General features: G+C 69.5%; 17 protein-coding genes and 1 other annotated feature. Of the genes, 1 reads left to right on the forward strand and 16 read right to left on the reverse strand.

Features of this window, described 5'->3' with window-relative positions; translation table 11 throughout:
* Nucleotides 1-4: 4 nt before the first annotated feature.
* The 15 genes from O7597_RS00210 to O7597_RS00280 all read right to left on the reverse strand — a co-directional run bounded on the left by O7597_RS00210 (nt 5) and on the right by O7597_RS00280 (nt 18,800).
* Nucleotides 5-502: a nitroreductase/quinone reductase family protein gene (locus O7597_RS00210; RefSeq protein WP_281581671.1), complete on the reverse strand. Its 498-nt coding sequence runs from the start codon at nt 500-502 to the stop codon at nt 5-7.
* 320 nt (nt 503-822) lie between these two features.
* Nucleotides 823-3,801, reverse strand: coding sequence for a BTAD domain-containing putative transcriptional regulator (locus O7597_RS00215; protein ID WP_281581682.1), 2,979 nt, complete (start codon nt 3,799-3,801; stop codon nt 823-825).
* A gap of 330 nt (nt 3,802-4,131) precedes the next feature.
* Nucleotides 4,132-6,054, reverse strand: a complete 1,923-nt coding sequence (locus O7597_RS00220; protein ID WP_281581683.1) for a hypothetical protein — start codon at nt 6,052-6,054, stop codon at nt 4,132-4,134.
* 29 nt (nt 6,055-6,083) lie between these two features.
* On the reverse strand, nt 6,084-7,964 hold the full coding sequence (locus O7597_RS00225; protein WP_281581684.1) for an Hsp70 family protein: 1,881 nt from the start codon (nt 7,962-7,964) through the stop codon (nt 6,084-6,086).
* 228 nt (nt 7,965-8,192) lie between these two features.
* A complete protein-coding gene (locus O7597_RS00230) occupies nt 8,193-10,583 on the reverse strand; it encodes a tetratricopeptide repeat protein (protein ID WP_281581685.1) in 2,391 nt (796 codons plus the stop codon).
* 21 nt (nt 10,584-10,604) lie between these two features.
* Nucleotides 10,605-11,444: a formyltransferase family protein gene (locus tag O7597_RS00235; RefSeq protein ID WP_281581686.1), complete on the reverse strand. Its 840-nt coding sequence runs from the start codon at nt 11,442-11,444 to the stop codon at nt 10,605-10,607.
* A gap of 807 nt (nt 11,445-12,251) precedes the next feature.
* Entirely contained in the window at nt 12,252-12,752 is a 501-nt protein-coding gene (locus O7597_RS00240; RefSeq protein ID WP_281581687.1) for a hypothetical protein, read from the reverse strand.
* A 634-nt stretch (nt 12,753-13,386) separates the two neighbouring features.
* On the reverse strand, nt 13,387-14,007 hold the full coding sequence (locus O7597_RS00245; protein WP_281581688.1) for a GNAT family N-acetyltransferase: 621 nt from the start codon (nt 14,005-14,007) through the stop codon (nt 13,387-13,389).
* Nucleotides 14,004-14,660 (reverse strand): GNAT family N-acetyltransferase, encoded by a 657-nt coding sequence (locus O7597_RS00250; protein ID WP_281581689.1) that lies wholly within the window; start codon nt 14,658-14,660, stop codon nt 14,004-14,006. Before O7597_RS00250 ends, O7597_RS00245 begins: the two co-directional genes overlap by 4 nt.
* 13 nt (nt 14,661-14,673) lie before the next feature.
* Nucleotides 14,674-16,167 (reverse strand): APC family permease, encoded by a 1,494-nt coding sequence (locus O7597_RS00255; RefSeq protein WP_281581690.1) that lies wholly within the window; start codon nt 16,165-16,167, stop codon nt 14,674-14,676.
* A gap of 46 nt (nt 16,168-16,213) precedes the next feature.
* A complete protein-coding gene (locus O7597_RS00260) occupies nt 16,214-16,375 on the reverse strand; it encodes a hypothetical protein (protein ID WP_281581691.1) in 162 nt (53 codons plus the stop codon).
* 71 nt (nt 16,376-16,446) lie between these two features.
* Nucleotides 16,447-17,373 (reverse strand): IS3 family transposase, encoded by a 927-nt coding sequence (locus O7597_RS00265; RefSeq protein WP_281580763.1) that lies wholly within the window; start codon nt 17,371-17,373, stop codon nt 16,447-16,449.
* Nucleotides 17,302-17,415: a sequence feature (AL1L pseudoknot), on the reverse strand. (Overlaps the previous gene by 72 nt.)
* The gene (locus O7597_RS00270; protein WP_269742286.1) at nt 17,370-17,681 is read right to left on the reverse strand and encodes a transposase; all 312 of its coding nucleotides are present in this window, start codon (nt 17,679-17,681) and stop codon (nt 17,370-17,372) included. It overlaps the preceding feature by 46 nt. The genes O7597_RS00265 and O7597_RS00270 overlap by 4 nt, the downstream gene beginning before the upstream one ends.
* Before the next feature lie 50 nt (nt 17,682-17,731).
* Nucleotides 17,732-18,298, reverse strand: coding sequence for a GPP34 family phosphoprotein (locus tag O7597_RS00275; protein ID WP_281581692.1), 567 nt, complete (start codon nt 18,296-18,298; stop codon nt 17,732-17,734).
* A gap of 226 nt (nt 18,299-18,524) precedes the next feature.
* Entirely contained in the window at nt 18,525-18,800 is a 276-nt protein-coding gene (locus tag O7597_RS00280) for a hypothetical protein (RefSeq protein ID WP_281581693.1), read from the reverse strand.
* A 921-nt stretch (nt 18,801-19,721) separates the two neighbouring features.
* Here O7597_RS00280 and O7597_RS00285 point away from each other — a divergent pair.
* Nucleotides 19,722-20,327, forward strand: coding sequence for a hypothetical protein (locus tag O7597_RS00285; RefSeq protein ID WP_281581694.1), 606 nt, complete (start codon nt 19,722-19,724; stop codon nt 20,325-20,327).
* On the opposite strand, the gene O7597_RS00290 is transcribed toward O7597_RS00285, so the two are convergent.
* On the reverse strand, nt 20,317-20,763 hold the full coding sequence (locus O7597_RS00290) for a hypothetical protein (protein ID WP_281581695.1): 447 nt from the start codon (nt 20,761-20,763) through the stop codon (nt 20,317-20,319). The genes O7597_RS00285 and O7597_RS00290 overlap by 11 nt on opposite strands.
* Between the last annotated feature and the right edge of the window lie 30 nt (nt 20,764-20,793).

Consider the following 20,793-nt stretch of genomic DNA (forward strand, 5'->3'; position numbering starts at 1 on the left):
TCGATCAGGTGCCCCGCGACGCCTCAGACGAGCCAGGCCGGGGCACCAGGACGACCACCGCGGTTTCGGATGACCGCCGTGCAGCGTAGCCATCGAGGTTCTTGTCGATCTCACGCCAGCGGGCCCACAGCCGCGACCGTTCGTCGCCGGTCGCAGCATGCCCGCGCACCGGCCGCGGCCCGTCGACCAAGTCAACGGTCGCGTCCGGATGCGCCTGCAGATTGAGCCACCAGGCAGGCTCGGGCTCCCCCCACCCGTTCATGGCCAGCGAGACCAGATTCCCGTCGTCCTCGAAGTACCCGAGGATCACACTGCGCTGCTGGCCGGTGCGACGCCCGACGGTGGTCAGGCGCAGCATCCCGTACCGGTTGCCGCGCGGACGCGACAGTCCGACCCGGCCGCCGGAACGCCGGAACACACCCCGATGAGCCGACCAGAACAGCCGAATGAACCAACGGGGCGGCAACCACGGCTTCTTCGCAGGGCGCGAGGACTCGGTCACTCCTTCATCGTATTGGCCGCTGTCACGCACGAACGGCAGCCAGCGGCAGGCCGGTAGCGCCGAACGCTCTGACAACAGCCGGCCTGCCCACCCGATCAAGTCAACGTCCACTCATAGCCGCGATCCGAGCGCATCGACTCGGGTCTACTTGATAGCCCAGCGTGAGCTGCGGAGGGAGGCCGCTGCGTCCGCAGTCGCCGACGGAGCCGAAGTGGCGGACATCCCGCCCTGTGTACGTCGGGCGTACCTGGCTTCGCACGGGAACGCGTATTCCGACACCAGCTGTTGGTGCTGCGCGCCCGCCGGATGCGGGTCCCGAGCTACGTCGACCGTTTGTCCGTTCGTGGTGAGGTGGGGTGCAGCAGGCGGCGGGCCAGTCGGTGGGTTTCCTCGGACGGTTCCTCGTCGATCGTGTGTAGCGCCTGGGTGAGTGCGGTGAGTCGCGTTCGCACGGCTGTGGTGTTGCCGGTCTGGCTGTGGGCGGTCATCGCGAGGCGGGCGATTTCCTCGTTGATGGGGTCGATGGTGCATGCCGTGTCGAGGAGGTTGCGGGCGCGGGCGGGATCTGTGTCGGCGACCAGGACGGCGAGGCGGGCGTGGATGTTGACGCCGACTTGTCGGCAGGTGTGTTGGGGGCCGTCGGACCATTCGTAGTCGTGGTGGAGCAGGCCGCCCCAGTTGTTGACGGCTTCTTCGAGTGCTTCCCGTTGGGCTTGTCGGTCGGTGGTGTGTCCGGCGCGGCTGGTGGCGTCGAGGACTCGCCACCAGTCGATGTCGAGGAGGTTGGGGTCGAGGTAGTAGCGGCCGCCGGGGTTGACCACCGGTTTGAAGGTGTGGGTGTTGTCGCCTGGGTTGAGTCCGGCGGCGGTGGTGAGCCGGTTGCGGAGGTTGGCGACGTTGGTGGAGAGGCGGTCGCGGGCGCGGCGGGGTGTGGCGTCTGGGGTCATGGCGACTTCGATGTCGGTGATGTCGGCGCCGTCGCGGTGGACCGCGAGGTAGGTGAGCAGTTCGTAGCTGGCCCGTCGGACGCCCGTTACCGGGGTTCCGTCGGCGCCGAGGATCGCGGGGTTGCCGAGGATCTGGACGCGGACCTTCGGCTGGGTACGGTTCGCCGCGGGTTTCACCGGCTCGGGGCTGGCGGTCGGCGGCTGGCGGGCAAGGTCCGCCTGGTTGGTGTTGGTGTCAGCGGTGACGGGCGCTGCGAGGTCGGTGGCGGCTCCGGTTCCCGCCGCAGGAGCGGTCTGTGCCTGTTGGGGATTCGATGGGGGTGGTGGGTTGGCGGGGTCGCCGGTGTGTGCCTCTGTGAGGACGGTGAGCAGTTGCAAAGTGGTGTCGCTGTCCAGGACGGCCAGTTGGGGTCCTGGTTGGGTGTCCTTGTGTGTGGTGGTGCCGTCCGGGGCGACGGTGAGGGTGGTGCCGGGGGGCCAGTCGCCGGCGATGAGGGCGGTGATGCCGAGGGGGTGGCCGAGGTGCAGGGCGGTGCAGAGCCGGGCTCGGATCGCGGTGTCCGGCACGTCGGTGATCAGGATGAGCGGTGGGAGCGGTTCGTGGTGCGGGTCGGCTTGGTGGAGGTCGTCGAGGTTGGTGACGTCGGCGTCGGTGACGGCGCGGGTGCGGTGGATGATCTGGGCTTCGATGTGGGCGAGAGCGTGGTCGAGGCTGGCGGTGACGTGGAGTCGGGGGATGACGCCGACGAGGTTGGTGATGGCGTTGCCGTCGAGCAGGTCGGCCAGCGCGGTGGCGGGGATGACGATGTGGCCGCGGGCGTCGGGGTCGTCGGGGCTGCCGGAGGACAGGGTGGCGACGAGCATTGCGCGGATTGCGTCGGGTCCGCCTGCTCCGGTGAGCCCGAGTCCGTCGGCGGGATGCTCTGGCAGGCCGGCGAGTTGTAGGCCGGACGGGCCGGTCGGGGTTGGTGTCGGTGGGGTGCCTTCGGCGATGTCGCGGACGGTGGGCTGCGGGGCGGGTGGGGTGACCAGGTCGGGTGCCTGCTCGCGGGCCGCTCGGCGTAGCCGGCTGATGACGGCGGGCAGCGGTTGCAGGGTCGGATCGTGGGCGGGGTCGGGATCGGTGATGGGGTTGTAGCGGCTGCGGCGTCGCAGCCAGACCACGGATGCTGCGGCGGCCAGCGCTGTTGCCAGTCCGATGGGTGCCCAACCTCCGGGAAGGCTGACCCCGTGGGTGTCGTTGTTCGGCCGGTCCTCGGACGGGGAGGCGGCCGGTGTGGTGCTGCTCGGGGCCGGTGTGCTCGTCAGGGAGGTGGCAGCGGCAGACGGCGTGGTGGCTGGCGGACGTTCGACCACGGAGTCGGGGTCGGGGGTGGCCGGCGTTGATGGCGCTGTCGTGGACTGCGGGGCGGGTGGCGCGGTGTCTGGTGTGGCGGTGGAGGCGGGTGGTGGGGTCGCTGTGGGTGTCTGGTTCGGTGTGCGTGGCGGGGTGGGTGCTGGCGGGGTTCGCGGTTGCGCGGTGGCCGGTGGTGTGGCGTCGTCGGGTAGGTGCAGGGTCCAGCCGGGGTAGATGAGGTTGGGGTTGGTGAGCGTGCCACCGACATCGCGGAAGTGGGTGCCTCGGTTGAGGGCGAAGATCTCGGGCCACCTGTTGGGGTCGCCGAGCCACTCTTTGGCGATCTTTGAGAGGCTGTCTCCGCGCTCCACTATGCAGGTGTAGGTCTGCCCGGACGCTGCTCTGTCCCGGTGGCTGTCCGTCGGCCGCGTCGCCGCCGGTGCTCCGCTCGCCGGGCGGGCAGCGCTGGCGGAGATGGACGTGCCGCGTCGAGCGGTGATCTCCGGACCACCAGCGTTGTCACCGGCACCGTGGCCGGTGTTCGCTGGTGATGTCCCGCCCGCGCCGAGGCGGTCCGAGGTGGACAGGTCGGCGTCGGACCGCGGGGCGAGGGAGTCCTCACCTGGCGGGCTGTCGGGCGTCGTGTCGGTCGTGGCGGTGGTGTGCGCGGCGGCGGGTAGCGCGGTGGAGGTGACGGCGGTGGCGCCGAGGAGCGCGGCCGCGAGGCCCTGCATCGGTCCCGGCATGCGCAGCGCGATCCGCCATCGCAGCCGAGCCGTGAGGGCCGTGTGTACGCGGCGGGCGATGGCGGTGGCGAGCATGGCCCAGAGCAGCCAGGCGCTGGTCTGCAGCAGTGTGGTGAGGAACCCGGTGGTCAGGGGCTGGTGCAGCCACGCCCGCAGCTGGCTGTCAGATGGCATCGTGGGCGTCGGCCAGCCTGCCAGATACAGCAGCACGAGTGGCGCCGCCGCGAGCACGACCGCGGCGACCCCCGCTGTCGAGACCGGTGGTTTCACGCTCCCCTCCCCCTGCGTCGTTCATCCGTGGCGACCGATGCGGTCGTGACACCGAACGTAGGAGAAAGGCGGGCGGTTGAGGCCGGGTGCGGGTCTCACAGCACCTCACACCGTCTAACACAACCTTACAACCGCAGGTCAGACCCGGTGCCGCCCATATGGGCCTCGCCGCTGAGGGCCGGTCGCGGTTGCTGACAACGGGCCCGAGCACCGTGATGCGGCGACCACGCCGGCAGCCGCCCCACCTGCTTTCACCGCGCCCGGTCGGTCGGATGAGGCCCGGCCAGATGCCATTCGGGACGGTATTGCGGTGCGGGACCGAGCTGGCGGTCAGGTGCCGCCGCGTATGAGCGCGTCCTCGGCAGTGAGACCGGCGGTGGCGAGTCGCCGCGTGTACCGGTCGGTCAGGTCGGCGGCGGCGATGTGCTCACCCAGGCTGGCGAGGATGCTAGCGGCGCGGTGGTGCAGGTCGGCGTTGTACGGGTCGACGCGGATGCCGTCCTGTAGGTAGGCCAGTGCCTGGCGGGGATCAGGTGCGGCGGCGGCGAGGGCGGCGTAGGCGTCGAGGACGTGGCGGCGGATGATTTCGCGGTGCGGATCGAGCCATGCCCAGGTGTGTCCGGCGGCGAGGTCGCCGGTGTAGGCGTCGACGACGGCCTGCCAGGCGGTGGAGGGGTCGGTGAGGATGGCGGCGGCGCGGTCGACCGCACGGTGGAACTGCCACAGGTCGACCTCGACGTGGTCAGGGTGCAGACGGTAGCGGTCGCCCGTGCGGTCGATGATGGGCAGGCCGGTGGTGCGCGCGGCGGTGCGGAGTTCGCTGAGGGTGGTGTAGAGGCGTCCGGTGAGCCGCTGGCCGGGTAGTCCGGGCCAGAGGGCTTCGGCCATGAGATGGCTGTCGACCCCGTCGGGGTGCACGGCGAGGAAGACCAGAGCCTGCCGGGCGGCGGTGCGCCGCACCGTCAGGGCCGTGCCGTCGACGAGCAGTGCCGGTTCACCCAGGACCCGCACCAGCATCCGCTTGTCGGGGTGGATGGTGTCGTGGTGTGGGGCTGTGGGGCGCGGTACCCGCACCTGCGGCTGGGGTTGTGTGGGGGTGTCGGGTGTCGGTGGGTGCAGGTGGCCGGTGACGGTGAGCAGGTCCGTGGTGGCGACGGCATCGAGCACACATACCCGCGGGCCGGCGGTTGCCATGTCGGAGGCGTGGGTGTGGCCGTCGGCCTCGACGTGCCACGTCGTCGCGTGCGGCCATGCCGTCAGCACGACTGTCGTCCCGCTGGTGGCGAGGCTGCTCGGGGGCGGCTCGTCGAGGATCAGCACCCGCCGGCCACCTTCGGCACCGTCTGGCGGGGCTGGCGTGGCGTCGGCCGGCAGGGTCGTGGCGTGTGCGGCGGTGTCGATGATCCGCAGCCCTGCCCTGGCCTGCAGGTGCGGGGCGGCTGGTCCGAGCAGCATGTCCACGGCGCGGCGGGTGATCACCAGCTCCACCGTGTTCTGCCGCATGGCGGCGAGGAGTGCGGTGATCAGCAGTCCGCGGGCGGCGTCCCGCGCTCCCGGGCCGGTCAGCCCGACCCCGGCGGGTGGGAATCCGATCGGCGGCAGCGATGCGGCCGGGGCGGGTGCCGGTGGTGGGGGTCGGCTGCCGATGGCGGACTCGATGGCGGCGACGGTGGCCGGGAGCGGCGCCAGGTCCTCCGCGTCCTCGGTGTGGCGGTGTGGGCGGGTGGGGCGGTAGGCGCGGCGGCGTCGCAGCCACACCAGCCCGGCCGCGGCGCTCACCTGCTCGGCGACGTCGCGGGGCAGCCACCCGCCGGGCACGGCGACCCCGTCGGTGGTGTCGGCCTGTTCGACGGTGTCGTGGTCGGTGCCAGTGGTGGTGGTTGTCCCCTGGTGGCTGGCCTCGGGGGTGGTGGGGGTGGCGATGGTCAGGGCGGCGGCGCCGGCCACGCCGGTGGCGGTGGCCTGCCACGGGGTGGGCAGCGGAAGGCGGCGCAGCCACCGCACGCCGGCCCACACACGGGTCGCGGTCGCGGCGGTGACGAGGTAGGCGACGAAGGCCCACAGCAGCCAGGCCAGCCCCACCAGCAGCAGAATCAGGTTCTGTTCAGTCAAAGGGTCACGGACCCACTGCCACAGCGCCACCCGCGGTGAGTCGACCGACGGCCAGCCCACCATCCGTACCAGCAGGATCGGCGGACCCACCAGCAGGACGGCGGTCAGCAGCAGCGACGCGACGTGCCGCGGCCACCGCATTCTCTCCTCACCCCCTACCGGCGTGCGCACTACGAACGTGGTGGGCCGGGTGGGACAAGGGTGCGGCGGGCCTGGGTGGGCGCCGTGTAGAGGATGCGGGTCCACAGGCGAGCCAGCCACCACACCGTGACGGCCACGACGTAGAGGCCGGCCACGGTCCCGGTGTTGTACCGGCCGACCAGGGTGGCGGTGAGGATCGCGAACGGGACACCCATCACCAGCCGCAACCACCACCCGGACACCAACGCGGTGATCACCCCGAACCCGATCAGCAGCCCACCGAGACGACTCCCGAGCCCCAGCCACACCTCCATGCCGGGCGAATAGGTCGCGGGCAGCGACCACTGGACCAAGATCATCCCCACCGTGGCCGTCAGCGTCGACGAGACAGGAAACGCGAGGAACTCCGACCAGCCGCCCCGCGGGGTACGCCACTGACGGAACGCGATCAGCGCCAGCACCATCGCCACCAGCAGGATCGGCACAACCGGCACCAGGGTCCACCGCAGGAACGCCCCCAGCTCGGTGCCGATGTACTGGGAACCCACCACCGCGTACATGCCGACGACGGCCACACCGAGCCACGCCGAGGTGAGAATGCCGGTGGCGACCTGCGCGGCCGGCGACAGCGGCACCCCACTATCGGTACGCGTCGCCAGCGACGAACCGAGGACGGTGCCGGCGGCCAGGCAGGCGATCACGGCGAACACCGACGCCATCGCCACCTCACCCCAGTTCATGAACGCCCACGGCCTCAACAGCCCCGAGTTCCACTCCGCAGTGAGCAGCGCGTGAGACACCAGCGCCAGCGACGCGAACCCGGGCACCGCGACCGCGACCGCCCGCCACAACGTCGGCAGCGGCTCCCCCACCACCGGCGTGCTCTGGTCGGTGGCCAGGCCGCCGGCGTCGGCCGCGCCACGGGCCGCCGCGAGCAGCGGATCCGGCACCAACATCGGCCTCAGCCCGGTCTCGGCCGCCATGACATCGGCCACCAGCGGCATCTGCGCCGTACCGCCCACACACCACAGCCCGGCGACAGTGGCCGCGTCCACCTCGGCGGCGTCGACCGCCTCCCGCACCACACCCGCCGCCCTCACCAGGACCGGGCGGGCGGCCTGCTCTACCGCCGTGTGGTTGAGCACCACCGCCGGTCCCGAGGGCACCGGCACCGCCACCGCCGCATGTCCCACCAGGGCGTGTTTCGCTGTGCGCAGGCTCGCCGTCAGCGCCCACCCATCCCCCGCCGGCAGCCCGCCGTCGGGGAGCAGGGTGGCGGTCAACGCGGCGTCGATGGCGTCACCACCGGCGTCGGGGTCGGCGAGGGTCGACAGGACCTCGAACCCGGCCGGGCCGCGCCGCAGCACACTCACCTCGACGCCGGCGCCCAGGTCACACACCACGACCACCGACCCCACCGGCAGCTGCACACCCGAGGCGAGGGCGTCGCAGGCCACCGCCACCGGCGCCTCCACCAGGCGTGGCTGCGCCAGGCCGGCGCGGTGGGCGGCCTGCCGCAGCCACGTCCGCCTGCGCGGCCCCCACCCCGCCGGCACCACCAGCCGCACATCCTCCACCGGCCCGCCGGCCACCGCCCGGGCCTCATCCATGACTCGCCGCAGGGTTGCCGCCACCAGGTCCGCGGGTGTGACCTGCATGTTGGCCACGGTCACCTGCTCGTCGGCGGGGCGCCGGGGCCGGGGTATGAACCGCTGCGGCTCGGCGGTGGCCGCCTGCCACGCCCGCTGCCCCGTCACCACCGACCCATCACCAGCCACCAGCACCGCGCTGGGCAACGCCGGCTCGCCGTCGAACAGCAGCGGTGACCAGGACCCGTCCGGCCAGGCCAGGACCGCGGTCGTCGTGGCGCTTCCACAATCGATCGCCAGCCGCGCCTGCCCCGCTCGCATACCCGACAGTCAAACATGAGGATCACATTCACGTCATGCCGTAACTACAGTCAGCAGTGGTCGGGCTGGTCTCCCCCCGGGCTGGACAGGCCGGTGGATTCTGGGGCGTCGCCGGGATGAGCTGCACGTCGACGTGAAGGGTGCGTGCGGTCGCCGGCGCGCCGTGTACGCGTTGCTGTGCGAGCACGGGCGCAGGGCGAGGTGCCGAGCACCGGCGGGACGGATTGTTCAGCTCGTCGTCATCGCGGCCGAGAGGTGGTTGCGAAGCTTTCGGGCGGCGGGGTCGTCGAATGGGCGCAGCAGGTGGTGTGCGTCGTTCCAGGACTCGGTGGCCTCTGGTGTGCGGCCGGCGGCGTGGAGAGCGTCGCCGAGGTGGGTCAACGCGATCGCCTGCAGCCAGGGGTCGGCGAGTTCACGCTGCATCGTTGCGGCGTGGAGGTGGAACTCGGCGGCTTCGGCGTACCGGCCGAGTTGGTGGTAGGCCAGTCCGGTGGCGTCGAGTGCGGTGGCTTCGCGACCCCGGTTGCCGAGGCGGCGTTGGAGGACGGTGGCGCGCTGGTAGGCGGCGAGGGCTTCTTCTGGCTCGTGGAGGTCCTGGTGGATCCTGCCCAGCTCGATGTAGGCGGCGGCGGTGATGACGGGGTCGTCGGTGTCGGAGGCGACGGTCAGAGTTTGCTGCGCGACGGTGCGGGCCTCGTCGAGACGGCCGAGTTGACGCAGGATGTCGCATTGTTTGACGAGGACGTCTATTTCCGATGCGCGGTTGCCGAGTTGGCGCATTGTCTCGGCTGCGGTCTGGCTGTGCTGCAGGGCCTGGGCCGGTTGGTCGAGTTCGAGCAGGGCCCAGCCGATCAGGTGGGTTGCGAAGGCTTCCTGATGGCGGTCGCGGAGTTGCCGGGCGATGGTGAGGGCTCGGTGGAGCAGTTCCAGGGCTTCTTCGAGGCGGCGCAGGCGTAGGCAGGCCAGGCCGGCGCCGCACAGGGTTTCGGCTTCGTCGGCCGGGTTTGCGGTGTGCTCGTGCAGGGCGATGGCTTGCCGGAGGTGCTCGAGGCCTTCGTGGTGGCGGTTGGCCTGGGTGTATGCCTTGCCGAGGCTGTGGAGAAGGAGCGCTTCGGCTCGTCGGTCGTTGATGGCGCGGGCGGAGGCGAGTCCTATCTCGGTGGTGGTGAACCATTCGTGGAAGGGATGGCGGAAGTTGTAGATGTGGTGCAGGAGGGCGGGTAGTTGCCATGCGTGCTGGTGCAGGCCGGCGGTGTGGGCGGCGCGGGTGGCGGCGACGAGGTTGCTCCGTTCTGCCTCGTACCAGGTGAGGGCGTCTTCGTGGGTGGTGAATGATGCGGCAGTCACGCCATCGGGTAGTGCTTCCAGCTCGAAGCGTCGGCGGCCGTAGTCGCTGGCGGCGATGGCGTTGTCGGCGCTGTGCAGGTACCAGGAGATGACTCGTAGCAGTGCCCTGGTGCGGGATTCGGCGGGTTCGTCGTGCTGTACCTGATCTGCGGCGTAGGCGCGCAGCAGGTCGTGGAACTGGTACCGGTCGCGGGCTTGTTGCTCGATCAGGTGGGCGCCGACGAGGACGTCGAGGATGCTGCGGGTGCGGTTGGGGCTCTGCGCCGCCAGGGCTGCGGCGGCGTTGGTGCAGAAGTCGGCGCCCGGGTGCAGGCCTAGCAGGCGGAACAGGCCTGCGGCGTCGGCGGGCAGTGCCTGGTAGGACCAGGCGAATACGCTGCGGACTCGGCTGGTTTCGTCGTCGTCGCCGGTGGCGAGCAGTTCCCAGAGGCCGGATTCGTCGCGGAGGTCTTGGATCAGGTCGCTGAGGGTGTGCTGGGGATAGCGGGAGGCGCGTTCGGCGGCGATGCGCAGGGCCAGTGGGAGCCGGGCGCAGAGTCGGGCAAGTTCGGTGAGCTCCTGCGGGTCGTCGCCGCGGCGGTAGCCGTCGGTGGTGATTTGCAGCAGTGTGACGGCGTCGGGGTCGGCGAGGACATCGAGGGTGAGGCGGCGTGCGCCGTCGCGGGCGACGAGTGCGGACAGTCTGCTGCGGCTGGTGATGAGGGTCAGACATTCGCCGGTGCCCGGCAGGAGGGGCCGTAGGTCGGTCACGGTCGCGGCGTTGTCCAAGACGATGAGGACGCGGCGTTCTGCCAGCAGGGAGCGGTAGAGGTCGGTGCGGGTGTCGGTGTCGGCGGGAATGTCGTCGTGGGGTACACCGAGCGCGCGGAGGAACCGTTCGAGGATGTCGTGTGGCCGTGCGGGTTGGCCGGGGTCGTAACCGCGCAGGTTGGCGTAGAGCTGGCCGTGGGGGAACTGGTCGCGGACCTGGTGTGCCCAGTGCAGGGCGAGGGAGGTCTTACCGACGCCGGCGGTGCCGGCGATGACGACGATGGCGCTGGGTGTGCGTGCGTCAGTGGTGGCGGCCAACGCGGCGGTGAGGTGCTGCAGGTCGTCGGTGCGGTTGACGAAGTCGGGTACGCCGGGTGGGAGCAGGCGTGGGGTGGGTCCTGCGGATTGTGCGCTGTGGAAGTGGACTCCGCCGCTGACTTGGCGGGCCTGTACGACGTCGCGGGCGGCGCCGTAGAGCACTGATCGGGTCTGCTCGGATGGCTCGGGTGGTGTGTCGTGCACGGCGATGTCCTCCCTTGCGCTTCAGGTTCGTGGCTGCGCGGGGTGGATGTGCACGAGACCGTCGGAGACCGCGACGATCCAACCGTGGTGCAGTTTCGCGGCGAGGCGGCCGGGTGGGTACTGATGCTGGCAGCGTGATGCGGTCAGGCTGCGTACCTGCAGGGGCGGCGCGTCGGCCGGATATAGCACGAAGCCGAGGTGACCGAATCGCGCCTGCAGACGCTGGGCGTCGGCGACGGTGGCGGTGGCGGCGTGCAGGGTGCGTTCAGCCTCGGGTGGTTCGGGCCAGTACGATCCGGCGCCTTGGTCACGCTTGTGTTGGAAGTAGTGATCGATGTCGTCGATGAGGCGTTGTAGTGCGCGGGGCGCGTACGCCCAGAGTTTGAGGAACGTCTCGTCGAAACCGTCGTCGTTGTCGCGGTCGAAGGGCTCTTGGAGCAGGATGGGCCCTTGGTCGAGCTCGGGGGTCATCTCGTGAATGGTGATCCCGTTGAGGTCAGGGTGTTCGAATGTGAGGTAGGCCAGCGGGTTGGGACCGCGGCCGTAGGGCAACAGCGTTGGATGGACATTGACCGCATAGCTGACATCAAGGCGTTCGACCGGAATGCGGTACATGTACGCCGCACAGACCAGCAGGTCAACGTTCAGGGTGTTGAAGGCCTCGATCTGCTCGGTCGACCACCGTCCAGTCCGGACGGGCGTGTTCTGGGCGGCAGCGATTGCGCGGACATTGTCGGTGGGTTGGCCCCCGGGGCCGTCGCTGAAAATCACGACGAGATCGAGGTCGGCACGCTGCGCCAATAGCTCCAGGCAGGATGAGAAGAAGTCATGGCCAGCGTAGGCCACACGCATGCGCGTCATGGCATGTCCGATCGATCAGAGGTCGACACCTGTGGTCGTCAAACTTAACGCTTTACCTACAGCCGATGCACGTGTGCTGGCAGAAGTGGTGGCACTGATTTGGTTGTCACGTGTGAAGCCAAATGAGTCTCGCGCAGGTACGGCGGCTGAGGACTCGCACCAGCGGCGAGTTGCGCCGGCAACCAGCGTTGCCGCAGGTCAGAGCCACCCTTGATCGACCAACGTGAACACCCTAAGCCTTGACTACGTAGCGTGATGTGCCGGATACTGGCTATCTCGCACACGTTTGAAGGCAACGACGAGCGCAGCAGGGGCGATTGATGAAGCTAAGGCTGTTGTATGGCGAGTCGTCCAGCAGTTGTCCCACCATCTACATTGCCGAAGACGGCGATATCGTGGTTCAGGGCCTCCGGTTGGACGATGCCACCGAGGGTGAGTTGACGAACGTCCTACCAGGAGAAACGGCCGTGAAGATCTCACCTGACCTCCTCCTGGGCGCTACGGCGGCGTATCAGCAGCGCAGCAACCACCAAACATAGGTCACCGCGATCGACGTATCGCAGGGATCAATGCCGATTGGTCCGTGTCGTTACCCTTATGGACGGGTACATCTAGGCGCAACCCCGCACTCCGGATGGGACGAGGTTCGTCGGCGGCGGACGAGCCGGATCAGGTCTTGCGCTGGATGATTGAGCGCCAGGGTCGGCAGCGAGGCGCGTTGTGCGCTCCCCGGTCATGCCCCAGTGCCTCAGCCCGAGGACTGCCCAGCCATTACTGGCCCACTATTCGCGTCACCGACCATGCTGGTCAGGTGAACGTTATCGGCCCGTGAAAGTCTCGGCCTTGGATGGCAGTACCTGAGACTGTGCCACTGATGACGTTGTTCACCTGCGAGAAGTCTGGCGTAACCGGGGCCAGCAGCTTCGTCAGGTCGGCGGCGAACTCTTCGTCCGCTTCAGCGCGGCGGCGCAGCACCGCAGCCAATCGGGCGGCAGCCTCCGAGTCCGCTGGCGCCGCCTCGAGCTCGTCCAGTTCCTGCTCCCCCGTCGACAGGGCCGACAGATCCCCGCTGTCGGTAGCGCGACGCCGGCTGCGCACCAACGATGTGAGGGCCGCCCAGGCCTGCCGGCCCATCTCTCCACCTGCACCGCTGGCCAGCGCCGCGAGGACAGTAGCTGACACGAGGTCCATCTCCACCTCCACAGCCGAGACCGATCCGTGGCGACAGCAGCGCATCAATCGACAAGTTGTGATGTCCGTATCCGTTCCATAGTAGAACGTCACACACAGGTAAGGCAGGAAGGTCACCGCCGGATGCCTGGCTACTCCTCCCCCGCAAAGCTGATCACGCCCAAGCCTCGCGTACGCACGGCCCCGGCCGCTCTGTTCGTTTTGGTCGGATCGCGGATAGCCGAGCGGAGACGGTGGGGTCGCCTGGCGGCAGGGCGGCCCGCACGCGACAGGGCTCTTGGAAGTGGGTATGCGGATACCGTAGGTCGGCGCGTACCTCTCTGTGGCGGACCCCGTACGCCGACAGACGGCGATGAGCCGCTGACCGGCAACGTTCTCCCGCATCTCCTGGGTGAGGGCCATGAAGGTGCGCCCGATGTTCCGGCCGTGCCGAACGCGTCGCCGCAGGAACTGCCGGACCCCTGAGCGTAGCCCTGCGCGCCGGGGATTTTGGACCCGAGTAGCGGTACGACGAGGTCGGCGGTGACGGGCGCCTGCATCGCCAGGTGCATGCCTGTCCGCCACCGCGCACCGCGGACGCCCTGCCCGCCGAGCTTGCCCCCTGCTACCGCCCCTGCGGGATCGGTAGCAGGGGGCCGGCGCGGTCAAGCGGAGCATGGGTGTGCGGTGTCCTTGCAGCGGAATTGGCGCGGACCCGAGGGCTGTCGCGTCGTTGAGGCAACCCTCGGGGGCCGGTTGTCGAGGTGGCGGTTCAGCCGGTCACCGCGGTGAGCGGAACCGGTCGGCCGGCGCGACGTAGGGGCCACAGCGGTGGACCGTCGATGAGGCGCAGCGGGGTGCCTGCGCGGTAGCCGTGTCTGGTCAGGTGGTTCCGGACCGTGGCGGTGGCGATGGTGTCGACCGGGTAGCCGAGCTGGTCGATCCGCTGGTGATGGTGGGCGAGCAGCGCCTGACCGATGCCGCGGTGGCGGGCGTGGGGGGTGACGTGCAGCCAGGCCAGCCAATGGTGTGCGGCGGCGGTGCGGTATCGGCGGACCAGGGTGTACAGGTGCTGGAAGCGGGTTAGGTGTCGGCCGGTGAAGGTGCTCAGGTGGTAGTCGGACAGCGGTGGCGCCTGCGGTGCGGGGTGGTGCCGCCAGACGGCGACGGCGGTCATGTCGACCGTGACATCGACGTGCCCCCATTCGACGGCGTGGTCGACCTCCATGGCGAGCAGCGCGTGGAAGATGTGTTGCCGCTCGACCAGGTCCGGTACCAGCCAGTGTGCGACCGGATCAGCGGCGACGGCGTCGGTGAGCAGCGCGGCGATGGTGGCGACGTCGCCGGGCTGCGCGGGCCGGATGGGTGGCGCGGTCACGGCGGGGGCGGTCACAGTGCCCGCCTGCGTGGCGTGCTGCGGGGGAACGGGGTCCGGCCGCTGCTGGTGGGGGCGCCGCGCCACATTCGCCAGATGATGGGCCCGCCGGTGGGGAGCACGATGGTGGGGCCGGCGGTGTAGCCATGGCGCAGGTAGAGCCGCCGGTTGCGCATGGTCGTGGCTTCCAGGTACGCCGGCAGACCGAGGTCGTCGAGGCGACGGTGCTGGTCGGCGAGCAGGGCGGCGCCGATACCGCGGTTCTGCCGTGCCGGGTCGACGGCGAGGTAGGCGAGGTAGTGGTGCGGGTCGTCGGGGTGGAAGGCGTCGAACATCTCCTCCAGCAGCACGAACCTCGGCGCGTACACGCCCGCGATGGCCTCCAGCGACTCCAGCCGTTCCCGGGTATCGGTCGAGGTGCGTTCGAGACGGGGGTACCAGATGGCCACCGCCGTCTGATCGCCCGTCGTGTAGACCTGCCCGTGCGTCAGGCCGTGGTGGAAGGCATCGGTGAAGTACCGGTAGTAGACGGTTCGGCGGTCGGTCGGGTCGGGGATCAGCCAGTCGGCGACGGCGCCTTCGTGGAACGCCTCAGCGAGGACGCCGATCAGCGGTCCGGCGTCGGCTTCGGTGGCGGGGCGGACGAGCAGATTCGTGTTGGTTGCGGTCACAGCTTCCCTCTGGTCAGGCAGGTTGGCGGGCGAGGTCGGGGGCGCGTAGGGGGCCGGTGTCGCTGTCCGCGCCCAAGCCGATCGCCGCGTACACATCGGGGCGGGTGGTGCGCAGGATCAGCGCCCAGGCGATGCCGAGCAGCGCGGCGGCGGCGTAGGCGGTGGGGAATGCCCAGCGCAGGGGCGAGTCCGGTGCTACGCCGAGGAGGGTGGCGAACTCGCGCAGGGTGACGGTGAGGATGCCGCCGAGCGCGAGCGTGGCGGCTGCGGGTGCGATCACCGACCGCCATGGTCCTTCGGTGTGGGTGGTGCGGGTGAAGAAGCCGATGACGGCGGCGGAGGTGGCGGTCATCAGGATGAGCACGCCCAGTCCGCCGGTGACGGTGATCCAGAAGAACAGGTGCACGATCGGGTCCGCCCCCGCGAGGGCGTAGCCGACCAGCACGGCGAAGGCGAGGCCGCTCTGGACGAGGGAGCCGACCTTGGGTGCGCCGGTGCGGCGGCTGGTGCGACCGAACACGGCCGGGAGTACCCGTTCGCGGCCGAGCGCGAACAGGTACCGGGCGACGGTGTGGTGAAACGAGAGCAGGGCGGCGAACAGGCTGGTGATGAACAGGACCCGGGCGACGGTGATGACGCTCTGGCTCAGGTGCGGCGACACGAGGTTGAAGATGAGGTCGGTGCCATCGGCGCGAGCGGCGTCGACGATGCGGTCGGGGCCGGTGGCTACCGACATCGCCCACGCGGACAGCCCGTACAGCAGGCCGGTCACGGTCACGGCGATGTAGGTGGCGCGGGCGATCGTGCGGTGCGGGTCCTTGGTCTCCTCGGAGAACACGACGGTGCCTTCGAAGCCGACGAACCCGGTGATCGCGGTGACCAGGGCGGCGCCGACGCCGGCGGCGACCAGGTGCGTCGGGGCGAGGGTGTCGAAGCTGACGGTGCCGTCGGCGGGGTGGGTGAGCATGATGGCGTCGAAGGTCAACGCGACGACGCATTCGGCGACGAGGACGACGGCGAGGACGCGGCCGTTGAGGTCGATGCGCGCGACCCCGAGCGCGGTGACGATGGCCCAGACGGTGAGGGCGCAGATCCACCAGGTGAGCTGCCAGCCGTAGCGGTCATTGAGGAACTGCGCGGTGACCGCACCCGCGCCGCCGTACAGGCCGATCTGCATTGCGTTGTAGGCGAGCAGGGCGACCATGGCGGCGCCGACGCCGGTGGGGCGGCCGAGGCCGCGGGTGACGTAGGTGTAGAAGGCGCCCGCGTTGACGATGCGGCGGGACATGGCCACATAGCCGACCGCGAACAACGCCAACACGGCCGCGACCAGGAGGTAGGCGACGGGGATGCCGGTGACGCCGGTGACCGCGTACCCGGTGGTCGCGCCACCGGCGATGACGGTGAGGGGTGCGGCGGCGGCGATGACGAAGAACACCACCGACGGGATACCGAGCCGCCCCCTGGCGAGGACGGCGGACACGGTGTCGGGTTTCGAGTGCAACATCGGTTCTCTCTCAACGAAGAGGGGATGGACAGGGAGGTAGCCACGCTCAGGAGGTGCGGTGGCTCAGCACGGCGCCGCCGACAACGGCACCGAGGTCAGCGAGGAGATCGCGTAGCGGGGCAGGGACCTGGTCGACCTGGTGGCGCAGGAACGCGCGGACGGCAAGCGGTGTGCCGTCGAGCAGGATCGGGTCGAGCTGCGTGTGCAACGCCAGGCCCGCAAGGACTTGGTCGAAGGCGGTCAGCGGCTTGAGGTTCCCCCGATAACGCGGAGGGCGTTTTAGCAGGCTAGAGCCTGTTCGTGGGTGGTGTTCACGGGGTTCGGTGTATCGATGTTCTTTGTGTACCAGGCGGCTTCGTACTCGTCGGGTGACAGCCAGCCGAGGTCCTTCTGGATGCGTTCGCGGTTGTACCACCCGTCGATGTAGGCGAAGATCGCGTTCTCCGCTTCGTCTCGGGTACGCCACGAGGTGCGGTAGACCAGTTCGATTTTCAGGGTGCTGAAGAAGTTTTCCATCAGGGCGTTGTCGTAGGAGTCCCCGACGGAGCCCATCGAGGGCAGGATCCCGTTGTCTGCCAGGCGTTCGGAGAATTTGATCGCGGTGTAGGTCGATCCGCGGTCGCTGTGATGGATCAACTGACCGTCACGCACGTCGCGTGACCAGATCCCGTACTCGAGGGCGCCGAGGACGAGGTCGGTGTTGCACCGGTCGGAGGTTTTCCAGCCCACGATCCGGTTGGAGAACGCGTCGCGGACCGCGGCCAGCCAGAGCACACCATCACCGCAGGTGATTCGGGTCGCGTCGGCCACCCACAGCCGGTTCGGGGCGTCGGTGGTGAAGTTCCGGTTGACCAGGTCCGGTGCCGGATCGGCCTTCGGGTTCTGCTTCGTGGACCCGCCCCGCCAGCCCTTACGCAGGAAGGCTCCTTGCCGGTCGTGTTCACGCATCAGCCGCTCGATGCGCTTGCGGCCCACGCGGATGCCCCGGCGGGCGAGGGTGGCATGCACGCGCGGGCTGCCATACGTCTGCCCGGACCGGTCGTGGATGTCGACGATCTCCGACAGCAGCCCGCGGTCTTCGACCTCCCGCGGGCCGGGAGTGGCCTCGCGGGCCAGCCACCCGTAGTAGGTCGACGGGGCGATGTTCAGGACCCGGAGGACGGGCTCGACCCCGAAGCGGTCGCGCAGCTCGCTCACGAGCGTCATGACCGTCGCCGGGTCGGGTCGAGTTCCGATGCGAAAAAAGCGGACGCGGCCTTGAGGATCTCATTGGCTCGGCGCAGCTCAGCGACCTCCTTGCGGAGCCGGCGCAGTTCCTCGGCCTCGGCGGTGGTGGGCTGGTCGAAGCGCTCACCGTGATCAGCCTGGTCCTGGCGGATCCAGTTACGCAGCGCCTCGGGATGCACACCGAGTTGCTCGGCCAAGCGCTTGATCACCGGTTTGGGGTCGGACTCCCGGTAGAGCCGCACCGCACGCTGGCGCAACTCGTCCGGGTACTTACGAGGGGCGGGCACAGAAAACCTCCTGGTCAGGGCCTATCAGACCATGATCGAAAGTCTCCGAGCTATCGGGGGAACCTCAGCTGGTAGTTGCGCAGCTGGAAGGACAGGCGAGCCCAGGACCAGGCGGCCGTGTTCACGTCGGTGGGGACGTAGACGGTGCGCTGGCGCCACAGCCGACCGACCTGCTCCGGCCGCAGCAACCCGAGCTGCCACATCCGGGTGATCACCTGCTCGCAGGAGGTGGTGGCGAGGAACGAAAGCCAGGTCCGGGTCGCGGTGTGACGCGGCTCGGCCACCAGACGATCCAGGACGAGATGCTGCAGCCAGTCCTTCGGCGGGACCGTGTTGATCACCCGCATATGGCGGCCCTCGAAGGTGACCCGACCCTCCCGGTACAGCTCCGCCAACAGTGCAGCGGCCAAGCCGTGTGCCGTCGCGGACTCGAACAGACGCGGACGTCCGGTCTGGTCATCGTGGGCCAAGTAGAAGAACTCGTCGGCAAGACGCGCGGTGGTGTGGGCGGCGGCGCTGCCAACGGCGCGCACCGGCCGGGCCGGCTCTACTGGTGCCGGGTGTTCGTACAGGTGGGGTGCGTGGTCGTGGGATGCGCCGGAGGGTGGGGTGTTCACCGCGGCTGACCTTCCTCAGTCGATTCGTCAGAGGGGATGGGAAACCCGAGCTGCCGGAGGAGCTTCCGGCCGCCGGGGTGGCGGGCCAGTTCCTCGATCGCCCAGGCGTGTTGCCCGCATCCACCGGTCTGGCAGTGGAAGCAGGTACCGCCGTCGCGGTGCTGGAGCGCCGTGTTGCGCGCTGATTCGAAGCGATCGACGGCGCGGTCACCGTCATCGGTACTGGTCATGAACGGGGGATCTGGCGGTGGAGCGCGGCGACGGTGACCCGCACCTCCATGCACGGCGGATGCCGGTCGACGTGCGGGTAGTCGCACTGAGGCCGGTGGCCGAGGACCCATACCCACTCGTCGCTGCGGTTCGGCAGGTCGCGAATCGCGGCCACGGTGACGGCCACGGGAGTCCCGGGGGTGAGGTCACGGCCGTAGGACCAGTCGTTCGCCTCAAGTTGGAGCAGAGTGCCCGGGGCTACGTCGGGCAGGGGCTGCGGGCTGCGGTTCACGGCCGCGTCCTTCGACGCCCTCGATGTCGAGGGTCGGAGTCCAGGACAGGGCGACCGGAGTTCGCCCCGCACGGCCGGCTCCGATCGAGGGCACCATGGGGCAATGCGGTGTTTTCATCCTGGTCGCGAGGCGTCGCTTCGCCACAGCTGGCGAAGCGCGTGGCTGCATCCTCGCACTCAATGCCGAAGGGCCTGAACGGGTGTTCGCCGTTAGCAGGGACGAACCACTTGACGCACACTGCCATCACCTTTCTGTGTGAGATGCGTGGCGGCACGCGCTATCGGACACGGCGCCCTGCTTGAGAAAGCGTTCAACCCGCCATCGGCATCCGAGACCACCGCCGCCGCGATCTGACGCTTTCGATCAACCTGATGGAGCACGTCACCGACAGCCGACAAGATTGCCACCGGCGATGGCAGCCCATCGGCGGCTATCACCTGGCGTCCCGTCGAGGTCACACCCCACGCGGCGAAGAGCATGGTCGCGGACAGCGGAATGGCCAGCAACAACGTCAGTCTCCGGGCAACACGCACAGCAGAACCCTTCAGATCGCACGGTCAACGACCCATGACACGGCGGAATGAGGAAGCCGTGGTGCACCCGGCTCGACTGGCGGCCGGCCGGCCGGATCGCGTGCCAACGAGACGACTAAAGGCGAGGACGATCTATGTCGGCCAGCACTATCGGCAGGTTCCGACATTCCGGCAACAATCCCGGTGCGGGGATTAGCGCCGGACGATTTTCACGGTGAAATGTCGGCAGATTGTCGGAGGTCAACCGCGTCTCTTATCGACATCGGCGACGGCAGCTTCTGATGGCTTTGTCACCGCCCGCATGGGTTCGGCGGGCGGTGAGGGACCCCAGCCGCTTCCGGCGTGCGGGTCTCCCTGTGTCCACTGCCCCTTGGGAGGGGATGCACCATGACCAGTTCATCGATGCCGCAGGTCGCAGAGGTCGGTCGTCGGGCCGCGGAGATCCTCGACCGGATGCGCGCCCATCCGGCCTACGACCGGTTGCACAGCTCGTCGATGAAGTACTCCACCTGCTGGGCCACGTTCACCGGATACCCGGCGATCAGCCGCTGGTCTCTGGAGCGTGACGCCGGGCCGCTGCTGGAAGAGGCGCTGCGGGTGCTGGCCCTCAAGGCGGCGGTGTTCGAACTGTCCGATGGCGACGAGCAGGCCGCCGAGCTGCTCGTGCCGGCGCCGGTGGACGAGATGATCCACGCGGTGCTGGCCCAGTTCACGCTGATGACGCGAATGCAGGCCGACCTGGCAGTGGTCTTCCCCCACGCGACGGAGTTGGAGGAGTTCACTTACACCCGTGGGTGTGTCACCGACGCGTACTACGCCGCTGCGGGGTGGGGTGAGCAGCCGCTGCGGTACTGGCTGGACTCGGTCGAGGTGACCCGGCGCCTGGACCTGCTCAACACCCGCTACCAGGCTGCCGGTCTCGGCCGTGATGGACGTAGCCACGATTTCGACTTCGACCAGCCGGAGCTGGTCGCTGCCGGGGTCAGCGGTTAGCCAGCTCCACCGACAAAACCCGCCGCATGGCCGCCACCACCCGCTTCGGATCGAACCGCTCGCCCGCCAGCCGTTCCGCCCGAGCGACCGCGGTGAAGATCTGCTCGGCGGGTGCGTCCCGCAGCACAGCGACGAGCCAGCCTTCCAGATCCACCACGTCGGCGGGCAACTCCAGGGCCGCCGGTGTCGGCGCCGGCCGGGACGCCTGGGCGGGGACCGGTTCCCCGGCCGAGGCGTACCGGCCGGCGGGAAGGCCCACCCGAAACGGGTGGACGCACACGGCGACACCGTCGGCGGTGGCCCGCCAGCCGAGGTCGGGGCGGTAGGCGAACTCGGGTCCGGGCCGGTCGACCACGTCGAACTGGCCCGGTCCGAGCTGCTGAGCGGGACACACGACGCAGGTCTGCTCACACCAGTGCGGAAGCGGCCCGGACATGGCGCCGATCGTACGGTAACCAGGAGGTAT

The sequence above is a fragment of the Verrucosispora sp. WMMC514 genome (assembly GCF_027497295.1).
In the GTDB taxonomy this organism is placed as follows: Bacteria; Actinomycetota; Actinomycetes; order Mycobacteriales; family Micromonosporaceae; genus Micromonospora; species Micromonospora palythoicola.

What these genes read in the sequence shown, in the direction of transcription:
- O7597_RS00255 (WP_281581690.1), bottom strand. Translation starts at nt 16,167, where the DNA reads ATGTTGCACTCGAAACCCGACACCGTGTCCGCCGTCCTCGCCAGGGGG.
- O7597_RS00235 (WP_281581686.1), bottom strand. Translation starts at nt 11,444, where the DNA reads ATGACGCGCATGCGTGTGGCCTACGCTGGCCATGACTTCTTCTCATCC.
- O7597_RS00225 (WP_281581684.1), bottom strand. Translation starts at nt 7,964, where the DNA reads ATGCGAGCGGGGCAGGCGCGGCTGGCGATCGATTGTGGAAGCGCCACG.
- O7597_RS00220 (WP_281581683.1), bottom strand. Translation starts at nt 6,054, where the DNA reads ATGCGGTGGCCGCGGCACGTCGCGTCGCTGCTGCTGACCGCCGTCCTG.
- O7597_RS00285 (WP_281581694.1), top strand. Translation starts at nt 19,722, where the DNA reads ATGACCAGTTCATCGATGCCGCAGGTCGCAGAGGTCGGTCGTCGGGCC.
- O7597_RS00290 (WP_281581695.1), bottom strand. Translation starts at nt 20,763, where the DNA reads ATGTCCGGGCCGCTTCCGCACTGGTGTGAGCAGACCTGCGTCGTGTGT.
- O7597_RS00265 (WP_281580763.1), bottom strand. Translation starts at nt 17,373, where the DNA reads ATGACGCTCGTGAGCGAGCTGCGCGACCGCTTCGGGGTCGAGCCCGTC.